Here is a 12,930-nt window from a genome sequence, read left to right on the forward strand (position 1 = left end):
TCTGCCATCCTGTCAGCGGATCCTGGCTGTGGATTCCCGGACCACCAGCCTGCAATCGGCAGTCGTCCGAGTGGGAGGACGATTATCGTCGTCCCCCTGCAGGCGGGCCAGGAGGGCATCCACCGCCTTGCGGGCCAGGTCCTCCTTGTCGGTGCTGATGGTGGTCAGTGAAGGTATATAGGACTCTCCCTCCTGGATGCCGTCGAATCCCACAACGGCCATGTCCCGGGGAACCTCCACGCCGCATTCGTGCAGTCCTCGGATCAGGCCCAGGGCCAGGGAGTCGGTCATGCAGAAGATGCCGTCAAAGGGCAGGTCGGACGTGTCCGCCAGTTGACGGCCCAGGTTGCGGGCCATTCCCTCGTCCCAGCGGTCCAGGGGCAGAAAGTCATTAGGGCGCGCCTTGATTCCGGCGGCCTTCAGAGCCTTCAGACAGCCAGCCACCCTGCGACCGCGGACAGAGTGCCGTTGGACCGGATCGGTGCTGGCCGTCATGTCTGCACCCACCACGCCTATTCGTCGGCATCCGCAGTCCAGCAGGTGCTGCACGGCCATGGCGGCTCCCTCGAATCCGGCCGTCATGACCGAATCGAAGACCGGCTGGGCTGAGGGGTCGTCCAGCAGAACCAGAGGCTTGCCATCGGCCAGCTCCTGCATCTCCTCATTGGTGATGCTGCCTGGACTGAAGATGGTGCCGTCACAGAGCTGGCTGGTGACATGCCGGAGGATGGAGACCTCGTCCTGTTTGGAGTTGGAGGTCTGCTGGATGATGGCCTGCATGCCGTGGGCGTTGATCTGCCGGGAGATGGCCGCACTCATCTGCGCAGGGTAGGGCTTATCCAGCTCGAAGATGGCCACGCCGATGATGCCGCTCTTGCCTGAGCGCAGGCTTCTGGCCGACAGATTGGCTGAGTAACGGAGCTTGTGGGCGGCAAGCAGGACCCTGCGCCTGGTGTCATCCGCTATGCGTGTATCGCCCCGAAGGGCATAGGAGGCAGTGGCCCGAGAGACCTGCGCCTCCTTGGCCACGTCGCTCATCGTCACCATCTCTCGCACCTTTCCCGGGGTTCAGCCAATATCTTAGGCACCTGGGTGGCCTTATCGGAATGTAATTGACACGATTCAATCAACGTGCTATACCATATTGTGACAGCAGTTGAATCGTGTCAATTCCCGGGTCTCGACGTTGAACAGCCCGGAAGGAAGTTCAGAGGATTGATTGCAAGGAGGAGTCATGAAGCTGAAGCGAGCATGGAAGGGCATAGCTGCGGCGTTGGGGGTCGGCATGTTGGTGTCGGCCATGGGTGCCTGCGGGGCTGGTGGCGCTGACGGGTCCAAGACCACGCTGACCTTCCTGTCATGGAACAACGAACAGGTGATGAGGCCATACATCGACCAATTCGAGCAACAGAACCCAGGGATCAAGGTGGACTTCAGCTACTCGCCGCCGACCCCCGAGTACATCCAGACCCTGCAGACCCGCCTGGTCGGCAACCAGGCCCCGGACGTGTTCATCATCACCTCCGAGAACAAGGCTGACCTCATCAAGAACGGCTACGTGCGGGACCTGACCAACGAGCCCTTCATGCGCAACATCTCCCAGGCCAACAAGGACTTCGTCAGCCACCAGGGCAAGGTCTACGGCATGTCCGTGTCCTCCTGGGCCTCCGGCATCGTCTACAACAAGGACCTGCTGGCCAAGGCGGGAGCCAAGGAGGTACCGGAGACCTGGGACGGGTTCCTGCAGCTGTGCAAGAAGCTCAAGGCCGCCGGGGTCACGCCTTTCCTGGAGACCATCGCCGATGGCCCCAGCAGGATTCCTGACGCTTTCATGGGCTCGCAGTTCGACAAGGACAAGGTCGACGTGACCAGTCTGATTGACCGCCGCCCTCAAAAGCCTGGCAGCGACCAGCGTGAGGCGGCTGCGGCCTGGATGAAGCTCTACGATCAGGGCCTGGTCACCAGGGACACGGTCGGCATCAGCGGCGACGACATGAAGACCCAGTTCATCAACGGCCAGGTGGCCATGATCTGCACCGGCCCCTGGGACCTGCCATCCATCGGCCAGGCTGGGCTCAAGTATGGCATGGCCCCCATGCCGCTCATGGAGAAGGGCATGGTCAACTACGCCCAGGGATCGCCATCGCCCGCCTATGCCATCTACTCCCACCTCAAGGGCGACAAGCTCAAGGCGGCCCGGAAGTTCCTGACCTTCATGGACAGCCACTGGGCCCTGCAGCGTTCGGCCGACAACGGGGATGCCATCACCGTCCAGGGGTTCAAGGCCAAGGTCAAGCCAGAGTACGAGCAGGTCTACCGGGCCAACGTGCAGCCAGGCCATTACTTCCTGCTCATGAACTTCTACGCCAAGCCGGATGTGCTGACAACCGTCCGCCAGTCCGAGACCCAGCAGCTGGTGCAGGGGTCCATCAATCTGGATCAGTGGGCCAAGGCCATCGACGACAAGATGGCCTCGGTCAAGTAGGAAGGGCTGGATCATGGCTTCCCAATCTGCGGCAGAGCGTGCCAACGTCCATCGGCGGCGCATGGTCGGCCTGCGGCAGGACCTGACCTCTTTCTGGTTTCTCCTGCCCATCCTGGCCGTCTTCGTCATCCTCTTCGCGGTGCCGCTGGTACAGACCATCATCTACTCGGTGACCGACTTCAACGGCTATAGCCTGAACATGCACTATGTGGGCTGGAAGAACTACCATAGCGTGTTCACCGATTCCTCGACCATGCAGGGTCTGGTGTTCACCATCCTGTACGCCGTGGCCCAGACGGTCCTGGTGACCATCTTCGCCATCCCCCTGGCCGTCACCCTGAACCGGAAGTTCTGGGGCCGCAACTTTGCCCGCTCCCTGTTCTTCTTCTTCAGCGTGCCCTCGCTGGCCATCATGGGCATGGTCTGGAAGTACATCTTCTCGCCCATGAAGTCAGGCGTCTTCAACACTATCCTGGGCGTCTTCGGCCTGGGACCGGTGCCCTGGCTGTCCAACTCGACCCTGGCCCGGTGCTGCGTCATCTTCATCGCAGTCTGGGCGCAGATCGGCTGGCATGCCACACTCTACCTGGCCTTCCTGCAGTCCATTCCCGGAGACCTCTATGAGCAGGCCACGGTGGACGGGGCCACCAGACGCCAGCAGTTCGTCCACATCACCCTGCCCCAGCTGATCCCGGGCATCGTCACCTCCAGCTTCCTGCTCATGTCAGGAGGCCTCAAGGTCTACGACCTGCCCTACACCATGACCAAGGGCGGCCCCGGGTACTCCACCTATACGGTGACCCAGTCCATCATTCAGCAGGGCATCGGCCAGTCCCAGTATGGGCTGGGTTCGGCCCTGGCGGTCCTGTTCACCGTGGCCACGGCCCTGGTGGTCTTCGCTCAGATGGGCGCCGCCAGCCTGATTTCCAGGAGGTTCCAATGAGCAGCAGCAAGAGCTCGACTTTGACACTGAGCCAGCGGGAACGGCGGCGTTCGGTGGTCAGGAGCGTGGTGGTGCTGATTATCGCATTGATCTGCGCTGTGCCCCTCTGGTACATACTGATCAACACCTTCAAGACCGTCCCCGACATGGCCACCAATCCGCTGGGCCTGCCCAAGCAGTGGACGCTGCGCAACTACACGCGGGCCTTCGCCACGGTGCCTATCGTCCGCAGCCTGGTCAACACCTTGATCGTCACCTTCTTCGGCGTCCTCTTCCAGGTGCTGATCGGAGCCCTGGCCGCCTACGGGATGATTTTGCGCAAGTCGATCTTCACTTCGGTCATCGGGGTGATTCTCATGATCGCCTTCGTCATTCCCACCCAGTCCACCCTGATTCCCCTCTATCGGATGGAGTCCAGCGTGGGGCTGGTCAACACGCTCCTGGGCCTGATCATCATGTACCTGGGCGGGGCGGTCTTCTGCTACTTCCTGATTGTGGGCTACATGCAGTCCCTGCCCTTCGAGGTCATCGAGGCCGCCAGGATCGACGGTGCCGGCCCCCTAAGGATCTTCTGGAGCATCGTCCTGCCGCTGATCAGGCCCATCCTGACCACGGTGGTGGTCTTCCAGACCATGTCGACCTGGAACGACTTCATGACGGCCAACGTCTTCATCAGCAGCTCCAACCTGCGCACCATTGTTCTGCAGGTCTACAACGCAGTCGGACAGTTCACCACTGATTGGCCCAGCTTCATGACCATTACGGTCCTGGCCCTGATTCCGGTATTCGTCTTCTTCATCTTCTGCCAGAAGTGGATCGTTTCCGGGCTGGTTGCCGGCGCGGTCAAGGGGTAAGGCGGCCAATCGGAAGGTCGTAGTCAATGGCGGCGGTCGGAGGTCCCGGCCGCCGCATTCATGAAGGATCGGAGTCAAAGTCCATGGAGGAATTCGCAAGTGCACATCAAGGGTCGGAAGGGACGGGCTTGGCGAGCAACCCCTTGCATCGCTACTGCGCGGACCCGGATCTGGTCATGATCGGAGACCGCTGGTACCTCTACTGCACCGAGGATGGTCTGCCTGAATGGTCCTCGCATGCCTTCTATGTTTATGAATCCGTGGACCTGTGCCATTGGACCCGCAGAAAAATCCTGGACCTGGACCAGGTTCCCTGGTGGCATGGGGGACAGGGTGCCTGGGCTCCCTGCCTGTTGGTGCGCCAAGGACGCTATATCCTGTATTTTGTGGCCGACGGGCAGATCGGCCAAGCCGTCGCTCCCGGTCCAACCGGTCCCTTCCGGGCGGCCCAGGAGCCATTCATCGCCCAGGGGGTCTATGATTGCCTGCCCATCGATCCCTCGGTCTTTGTGGATGATGACGATGTGCCCTATCTGCTCTGGGGCAATGGCCGTGCCTACATGGGGCGGCTGAGCCCGGACGGCCTGCGTCTGGAAGATGGCTCAGTGCGCTCCGCCGTGCCCGACAACTTCCGTGAGGCCGTCACCATTTGCCGACGTGGGGACACCTACTATGCCTCCTGGTCGGAGAACGACACCAGGGACCCGAGCTACCGGATCCGCTGGTCCAGCGCGCCCTCGCTGGACGGGCCATGGACCGCGCCCCAGGTCCTGATCCAGGCCGATCATGCCAAGGGGATTCTGGCCACTGGGCACCACTGCATCACCCGAGTGCCGGGCCGGGACGATTGGATTGTGGCCTACCACAGGTTCGCCAGGGACGGCCGGGGCGACGGCTGCCATCGCGAAATCGTCTTCGCCCCCTTGGACTTCGCGGATGACAGCACCATGGTCCAGGTCCGCCCGCAGGTGGGATCCTACTGGTACCCGACCCGGAATCCGGTTACTCCCTGACGATGGGGTGGCCGCCGAAGGCGCTGCGCAGGGCGGAGACCACCTTCATGGTCATGGGGTCCTCGATCTTGGAGGACTGGCGGGCGTAGAGGGCCGAGGTGATGGCCGGTGTGGGCACCCCCAGTTCCAGGGCATCCGCAATCATCCACTTGGTCTCACCGGTCTCATCGGCCTTGCCGGCGATTCCGCTCAGGTGCGGGTCCTCCTTCAGGGCCTGGGCCAGCAGGTCCAGCAGCCAGGACTGGATGACCGAGCCCTTGCGCCAGGACTCCACCACTTCGCCCGGCTCCTTGATCAGGTCGGAGGCCTCCAGGACCGCATACCCCTCGGCCAGGGCCTGCATCATCCCATACTCTATGCCGTTGTGGACCATCTTGGCATAGTGGCCCGCGCCGGTGCCTCCCGCGTGGACCAGACCGTAGTCGCCCTCGGGCTTCAGGGTGTCCAGAATGGGCTGGATCCGGGCCACATCCTGGTCCGAGCCGCCGACCATCAGGGCGTAGCCCTTCTCCTTGCCCCAGATGCCGTTGGAGGTGCCCACGTCCACCAGGCCTATACCCTTGGCGGCCAGGGCTTGGGCGTGCTCCTGGTCCTGGGTGAAGCGGGTGTTGCCCCCATCCACGACCAGGTCGCCCCGCTCCATCAGCTCGCCCAGCTGATCGAGAGTGGACTCGATGGGCTTGTCGGCCGGAACCATGACCCAGATCACCCGGGGGGCCTCCAGGGCCTGGACCAGGGCCCCAAGGCTGTCAACATCCCTGCCCGAGTCCGGAGCGATGTCGTAGCCGACCACCTGGTGGCCGCCGGTGCGCAGGCGGTCCGCCATGTTCTTGCCCATGCGTCCCAGGCCAATCATGCCAATCTTCATAGTGTCAGTTCCTCTCCCTTGACTGCAACAGTGTGAAGTTGACCGCGATGGTTGCTGATCGGCCGCGGTCGGGCCGATTTGTCGGTGTTGCTGGCGGGCTGCCTGCCGGGCGCGCTCGGCCTGAACCTGGGCGGTGTGCGCCTTGACGTCACACTGGAGTCCCAGAGTGTCTATGACCTCTTCGGCCTCGATCTCAGGGGACATGCGCAGACCCACGTCGATGGTCAGGTGGACCTCGTCCGGTCCCAGGGGCTCCAGGTCATCGAACTGGGAGCGCAGCATCTGCGGTTTCATGAAGTGGCCCTTCCGCTTGGAGAGCCGTTCCATGATGGAGTCGTAGTCCCCGCTCAGGTGGATGAAGACCACCCCAGGCATCCGCAGCCGGTCACGATAGATCCGCTTCAGGGCTGAGCAGGTGACGGTTCCGGGCACTCCACGGCGTATGTGGTCCTCGATCCAGTCATGGATGCTGTCCAGCCAGGGCCATCGGTCCTCGTCGTTCAGGGGGATGCCTCGGGCCATCTTGTCGATGTTGGCCTGGGGGTGGAAGTCGTCGGCCTCGGCCATGTCCCAGCCCAGTTTGTTGCCCAGGTGCTCGTTCATGGTGGTCTTGCCGCAGCCTGAGACCCCCATGATGACCAGGATGGGCGTGCGGCCTTGGAAGTAGTCCGTGGGAACCGTGTTGTCCACTGCTGAGGGGACCTGGGGCTCCGGGTGATCTTCTGCGCTTAGCGCGTCGGAATTCTTCAACGTTGTGTCGACCATGTGCAACCTTTCTGAAAAGTGATCTGACAATGACGCTCAGGCGGTGATGGGCACAAAGATGCTGGCAATCATGACCAGGACCAGGACCACTACCGACAGCAGGCATTCCAGAACCGACCAGGTCTTCAGGGTCTCGCCGACACTCAGGCCGAAGTACTCCTTGATCAGCCAGAAGCCCGCGTCGTTGAGGTGGGAGAGGAAGATGGACCCGGCGCCGATGGCGATGACCAGGAGGGTAGTGGCCGTTGAGCCCGCATGCATCATGGTCATGGCGTTGCTGAGGATGCCGGCCGTGGTCAGGATGGAGACGGTGGCCGAGCCTGTGGCGATGCGCACAAAGACGGCGATGACCCAGCCCAGCAGGAAGATGGAGATGTTGGAGTGCTCCACGAAGGTGCCGATGATCTTGCCGATGCCGGTGGAGACCAGAACACCCTTGAAGCCGCCGCCTGCGCCCACGATCAGCAGGATGCCTGCCACAGCGGGTAGCGAGGCTCCCAGGGAGTCATTGACGGTCTTCCAGGAGATACCCGAGGCGGCCTTGAGGACCAGCATGGAGACAATCAGCGCTATGGCCAGGGCCATGACCGGGTTGCCGATGAAGTTGATGGTCTGTGCCAGGCCGTCCGTGCGGTCCTTGAACCCGGGAACAGCGATCTCGAAGATGGATGTCAGCAGCATGAGGACTGCCGGCAGCAGGATGCAGCAGACCGAGAGACCGAAGGATGGCAGTCGGGTCTCCTCCTTGCCCGCCTGCTCGCTCTTGGCCACGAAATCGGCTGGTGCCTGGATGGGCACCCAGCGGGAAGCGAGCCGGGAGAAGGCCGGGCCCACTACGACCAGGGTGATCAGGGCGAAGGGGATGCCGAACATCATGGTCAGGCCCACGTTGCCGGTCTGCTTGAACTGGCTCAGGGCGGCCAGGGGACCGGGGTGAGGAGGCACACAGGCGTGCATGATGGACAGGCCTGCCAGGGTGGGGATGGCCACCCGCATCAGGGGGAGCTTGGTACGACGTGCCACCAGAATGATGACCGGGACCAGAATGACCAGGCCAACCTCGAAGAACATGGGCAGGCCGATCAGAGCGCCGATCAGGGCCATGATCCAGGGGATGGTGGCGGGCTTGGACTTGGCCACCAGGGTGTTGACCACCTGGTCAGTGGCTCCTGTGTCCATGAGGACCTTGCCGATCATGGCTCCCAGGCCGATCAGAATGCCCACGGAGCCCATGGTGTTGCCGAACTCGCCAGTGAAGCTGGTCAGGGTGGCTACGGGACCGTAGCCGGAACCGATGCCGACCACCAGGGCGGCACCCAGCAGGGAGACAAAGGGGTGAAGTTTGACGACGGTGACCAGGAAAATAAGCACCGCCAGGCTGAGCACCAGACTGATGCCCAATCGGGTGGTGTTCAGGGATATGGCCTGACTCGCCGCCAGGGTTAGGTACCCGTCGGCTGCCGGCTGCGACGCTAAAAGCATGGCTGCCTCTTCTCTGAGGATGTGAACCGTTCGGCTTCAGCGGCGTCCCGGTTCTTATTTTTGCATTACTTAATATCGACAGCATGATATTAAGTATGCCTTAACAGACATTATCTTACACGAACTTGGGATGGATTGGAAGACGGCATGCTGAGGGCGGGGTTGAGCCTGAACTTGTTTGCAGACCCCTATGATCCGCTTGGGAACGAGCCTGGTTGCTAGAGTGGAATTCGTGGAAAGCGCGAGGAAACCTGATGACGAAACGGCTGCAGAAGGTACCCTGCATGATCGATTGCTGGACCAGTGGGGGGCAGCCATCGTCGGTGGCGCCATCGCTCCGGGCGACCGGCTGCCCGCCCCGGATCTGGATAGCCAGAGGCCTTCACGCACGGTCACCCGGGAGGTCACCAGGGTTCTCGAGGCCATGGGCCTGGTAACCGTCAAACGCAAGGTCGGTGCCACGGTTAACCCCCGTCATCTATGGAACATCTATGATCCGCGGGTCATCGAGTGGAGGCTGCGTGGACCTGACCGGGGGCGGACCCTGCATGAGCTGTCCGAGCTCAGGGCGTGCGTGGAGCCCATGGCTGCCCAGCTGGCGGCCAGCCAGGCTGATCATGATCAATGGGCGAAACTGACGCGGGCCGCTATAGATATGGTTGCCAACGCTGACCGGGCCGATGGGCCGGACTATCTTCGGGCTGACGAAACCTTCCATCGAACCCTGCTTGAGGCATCGGGTAACGCTATGTTCGCGGCGCTGGGCGATGTGATTGCCTCAGTGCTGTCCGGGCGGACCCGACATGAGCTTATGCCCAGGAAGGCCGATGAGAAGGCTCTGCGTCTGCACGGCGACGTAGCTGCCCTGATACGTCGGGGCGATGCAGAGGGGGCACGGCATGCCATGGATTGGATCGTCGACGAATCCGATCGGGCTATCGAACAAATGACAAGAAAGGACCCCGAAGACTCCGCTCGTGCTGCGGTTAAGGAATCTTCGGAGTCCTGAAATCTGTAGAGGCTCTTGGTACAGAAGGGTCAGCTCAGTTTCGAGGCGGCATCAGCGTCCAGAAGCCAGAGAGTCTCCAGGGTGCCCCTGGCATAGGAAGAGGGGACGTGGGGATCGTCTGTGGTTCCCAGGGCAGCAGCCACGGCCGAGGCTTTCTCTGCAGTTGAGGTGAAGAGCCAGACCTTGGGGGTCCGGCGGATGAACGGCGTGGTCATGGTAACCCTGAGCGGGGGCAGTTTGGGTGAGTTGCTGACACCCGTCACTAGCAGAGAGTCATCCTGCAGCCTGACCTCGGGGCGGTCGGGGAAGAGGGAGGCATAGTGGCCGTCGGGGCCCACGCCAAAGACAGCCAGATCCATCCGGCCTTCAGGCCCTAGCTGATCGATGATTTCCTGCTGATATGTGGCTGCCGCCTGGGTCAGGGCCCGTTCGTTCTCCTCCTGGTCGGCGGACTCAACCTGGGCTGGGCTGCGGGTGTCCACGGGCATGGAATGCACGTTGGCCTGTGGCAGCAGCCCCTGGTCGATCAGCGCGCCGTACCAGGCCCGCCGTGCCTGTTCGTCGTTGCGGTCCGGGTCTTCCAGGCCCACGAACCGCTCATCGCTCCACCAGAGGTGGACCCTGCTCCAGTCCACGCTCTGGCTCAGGGGATCAGCGCCCATCCGGGCATAGACATCCGCCGCGTCCCGGCCACCGGTCAGCGCCAGGTCGGCCCGATCCTGACGGGCCAGGAGGTCTCCCAGCTCCAGCAGGATGCGGGCTGCCGTAGCCTGGTTAAGCAACTTGGTTGTGGCATAGGTCACGGTACGACGATCGGTCATCTGATCCTCCTTGCATGCAGGTGATGCTGGACTCAGCCTACACCCGGGCGTTTGCATATGAATTGAGTCGCTACCGGGCGCCTACTGGTGGTCGACCATTCCCCAGCCCGTATGGATGACATCCTGATAGACCTCGTCAGGATCCAGCCGACCCAGTTCCTCGCTCATGCAGTCCACGGCAGAGCGCAGGGGCATGGAGATGGTCTGTGGGGCTTGACCGGGCTGGTTGATCCGGGCCTGGTCGTCATGGTGGCGCTCCATGCTCATCACTCCGTCAGGGCGTTCGAAGTAGACACCGGTGACAGCCTGGGCTTGCGGGTCACGCTCCACAGTGACCGGCACCTTCAATTTCAGGGCCAGCCAGGAGGCCAGCAGCTCCAATGGCAGGTAGTGGGCCTGGCCGGTCACCCTGACTGAACGGATGGGCAGGTGGGGCGGCTGCTGCACCATGGATGTCAGCAGCGCTCGCCAGATGGTGATCCTGGTCCAGGACAGGTCCACGTCCTGATTGCGCGAATGGGCCAGCAGCCCGGCGAAGGTGGCCTGACGATCGTCGGCTTCCATGGCATCGGTGATTCTGCTGGCGGCCATGGTCCCGATGGGATCCTGCGAGGGGTCCGTGGGCGGATTGGTGGGCCACCAGACCACCAGAGGGGCATCCGGCACCAGGAGGGGGATGACCAGAGCATCGGAATGGTCAAGCAGAGCCGCCACTGGTCGCAGGACCACTACCTCGCCGGCGCCGGCATCTGATCCGAAACGGATTTCGGCATCCAGCGTGTGGTCACCGTCATGGTCGGTGTTCTTGTAGGAGACGCAGTCTTCAGAGGACTGTGCCGCAGTGGTCGGCTGGTCCGCTTCTTGTTCGGTCTGACGGTCTTCGGCATTGGTCACTATGGCGATCACCCGGCAGGGGTGTTCGCGACTTGCGGCGTTTACGGTCTCCAAGGCCGTCTCCAGATGGGCTTGCTCGGTGACGATGACCAAGGTCAGTACCCTTCCCTGGGCGGCCTCTCCGCGTTCGACGTGGAGCTCGTCGATCTCCCGAGCGATGGCGGAGGTAGTGGTGTTGTTCAGTCTGACGATCATGGCATCCTCCAGTGGTATCCGTCGCGGGCCAGCATCAGATCAGCCTCCCGCGGACCCCAGGTGCCGGCACGGTAGGGCTGGGGCTGGCCCTGTCCGGCCCAGAACTCCTCGATCGGGTCCAGGATCTTCCAGGAGAGATTGACCTCCTCGGTGGTGGGGAAGAGGGGCGGGTCTCCCAGGAGTACGTCCAGGATTAGCCGCTCATAGGCCTCCGGTGAGGCCTCGGTGAAGGAACGCCCGTAGGAGAAGTCCATATTGACGTCACGCACCTCCATGGCAGATCCAGGGGTCTTGGCCCCGAAGCGCAGGGTCACACCCTCGTCGGGCTGTACGCGAATGACCACCGCGTTGGCGCCCAACTCGCGGGTGGCCGTGGCCTCGAAGGGCAGGTGGGGGGCACGCTTGAAGACGATGGCGATCTCGCTGACCCGCTTGCCCAGGCGCTTGCCTGTGCGCAGGTAGAAGGGGACGCCGGCCCAGCGGCGGGTGTCCACATCCAGTCTGATAGCCGCATAGGTCTCGGTGGTGGAGGAGGGGTCAATCCCGTCCTCATCCAGGTAGCCGACCACATGCTGGGATCCCTGCCAGCCAGCCGTGTACTGGCCTCGGGCGGTGTGGGCCGCCAGATCCTTGGGAAGACGGACAGCGGAAAGGATCTTGGTCTTCTCGGCCGTCAGATCCGACGCTGAGAAGGAGACCGGCTCCTCCATGGCCGTCAGGGCCATCAGCTGCAGGAGGTGGTTCTGGATGACATCCCGGGCTGCTCCGATTCCGTCGTAGTAGCCGGCCCTGCCGCCGATGCCCATGTCCTCGGCCATGGTGATCTGCACGTGGGAGACGTAATTGGAGTTCCAGACCGGCTCGAACATCATGTTGGCAAAGCGCAGGGCCAGGATGTTCTGCACGGTCTCCTTGCCCAGGTAGTGGTCGATTCGGAAGACCGAATCCGGTTCGAAGACCTCGGAGACCACCCGGTCAAGCTCCTTGGCCGAAGCCAGGTCGTGACCGAAGGGCTTCTCGATGATGACGCGGCGCCAGGCCCCTTCCTTGGAGTGGGAGAGTCCCGACTCGGCCAGCTGGCGGGCCACCTGGGGGAAGGCCTTGGGCGGTACCGACATGTAGAAGGCATGGTTGCCACGGGTGCCCCGGACCCGGTCCAGCTCCGAGACGGTGGCCGACAGGCGGCGGAAGGCCTCGGCATCGTCGAAGCTGCCCTTGACGAAGCGCATACCCTGGCTCAAATGCCGCCAGGTGGACTCGTTGAAGGGGGTGCGGCAGTGGGCGCGGACGTTCTCCTCCGCAAAGGCGACGAACTGCTGGTCGCTCCAGTCGCGCCGCCCGAAGCCGATCAGTCCGAAGCTGGCTGGCAGCAGCCCCCGGTTGGCCAGGTCATAGACGGCCGGCAAGAGCTTTTTCTTGGCCAGATCTCCGGTGACGCCGAAGATGACCAATGAGCTGGGTCCTGCGATGCGCGGCATGCGCAGATCGCGCGGGTCCAGCAGGGGGTTGTGCCAAGGCGCCTGTCGGCCGCCGTCCTCGTCGGGGGGAGTGGGCTGGTCGGCGGAGCGCGCAAGTGGTGAAGTGTCCATAGTGCTCCTCGT

General features: G+C 62.8%; 11 protein-coding genes. 5 read left to right on the forward strand and 6 right to left on the reverse strand.

Translation table 11 applies throughout. The features are described from left to right. Positions 1–12 precede the first annotated feature (12 nt). Positions 13–1,047, reverse strand: a complete 1,035-nt coding sequence (locus P272_RS0100390; RefSeq protein WP_029677597.1) for a LacI family DNA-binding transcriptional regulator — start codon at positions 1,045–1,047, stop codon at positions 13–15. A 187-nt stretch (positions 1,048–1,234) separates the two neighbouring features. Between P272_RS0100390 and P272_RS0100395 the strand changes: the two genes are divergently transcribed. The 4 genes from P272_RS0100395 to P272_RS0100410 all read left to right on the forward strand — a co-directional run bounded on the left by P272_RS0100395 (position 1,235) and on the right by P272_RS0100410 (position 5,295). After that, positions 1,235–2,485 (forward strand): ABC transporter substrate-binding protein, encoded by a 1,251-nt coding sequence (locus P272_RS0100395; RefSeq protein WP_029677598.1) that lies wholly within the window; start codon positions 1,235–1,237, stop codon positions 2,483–2,485. A 13-nt stretch (positions 2,486–2,498) separates the two neighbouring features. Next, positions 2,499–3,428, forward strand: coding sequence for a carbohydrate ABC transporter permease (locus P272_RS0100400; protein WP_029677599.1), 930 nt, complete (start codon positions 2,499–2,501; stop codon positions 3,426–3,428). Further along, positions 3,425–4,282: a carbohydrate ABC transporter permease gene (locus P272_RS0100405; protein WP_029677600.1), complete on the forward strand. Its 858-nt coding sequence runs from the start codon at positions 3,425–3,427 to the stop codon at positions 4,280–4,282. The genes P272_RS0100400 and P272_RS0100405 overlap by 4 nt, the downstream gene beginning before the upstream one ends. 128 nt (positions 4,283–4,410) lie before the next feature. Continuing rightward, entirely contained in the window at positions 4,411–5,295 is an 885-nt protein-coding gene (locus P272_RS0100410) for a family 43 glycosylhydrolase (RefSeq protein ID WP_253269629.1), read from the forward strand. Here P272_RS0100410 and gnd read toward each other — a convergent pair. Beyond that, positions 5,285–6,928, reverse strand: a complete 1,644-nt coding sequence (gene gnd, locus P272_RS09505; protein WP_081708962.1) for a phosphogluconate dehydrogenase (NAD(+)-dependent, decarboxylating) — start codon at positions 6,926–6,928, stop codon at positions 5,285–5,287. The genes P272_RS0100410 and gnd overlap by 11 nt on opposite strands. A gap of 36 nt (positions 6,929–6,964) precedes the next feature. Continuing rightward, positions 6,965–8,410, reverse strand: a complete 1,446-nt coding sequence (locus P272_RS0100430; protein WP_044097613.1) for a GntP family permease — start codon at positions 8,408–8,410, stop codon at positions 6,965–6,967. 232 nt (positions 8,411–8,642) lie between these two features. On the opposite strand from P272_RS0100430, the gene P272_RS0100435 reads away from it, so the two are divergent. Further along, positions 8,643–9,419 (forward strand): FadR/GntR family transcriptional regulator, encoded by a 777-nt coding sequence (locus tag P272_RS0100435; protein ID WP_044097614.1) that lies wholly within the window; start codon positions 8,643–8,645, stop codon positions 9,417–9,419. A gap of 29 nt (positions 9,420–9,448) precedes the next feature. Here P272_RS0100435 and pgl read toward each other — a convergent pair whose 3' ends face one another. From pgl to zwf, 3 genes are all read right to left on the reverse strand, one after another. Next, a complete protein-coding gene (gene pgl / locus P272_RS0100440) occupies positions 9,449–10,240 on the reverse strand; it encodes a 6-phosphogluconolactonase (RefSeq protein WP_029677604.1) in 792 nt (263 codons plus the stop codon). A gap of 81 nt (positions 10,241–10,321) precedes the next feature. Further along, positions 10,322–11,329, reverse strand: coding sequence for a glucose-6-phosphate dehydrogenase assembly protein OpcA (locus P272_RS0100445; RefSeq protein WP_029677605.1), 1,008 nt, complete (start codon positions 11,327–11,329; stop codon positions 10,322–10,324). After that, entirely contained in the window at positions 11,326–12,807 is a 1,482-nt protein-coding gene (zwf, locus tag P272_RS0100450) for a glucose-6-phosphate dehydrogenase (RefSeq protein WP_253269647.1), read from the reverse strand. The genes P272_RS0100445 and zwf overlap by 4 nt, the downstream gene beginning before the upstream one ends. Positions 12,808–12,930 lie beyond the last annotated feature (123 nt).

The organism is Bifidobacterium sp. 7101 (assembly GCF_000499285.1).
GTDB classification, from domain to species: Bacteria; Actinomycetota; Actinomycetes; order Actinomycetales; family Bifidobacteriaceae; genus Bombiscardovia; species Bombiscardovia apis_A.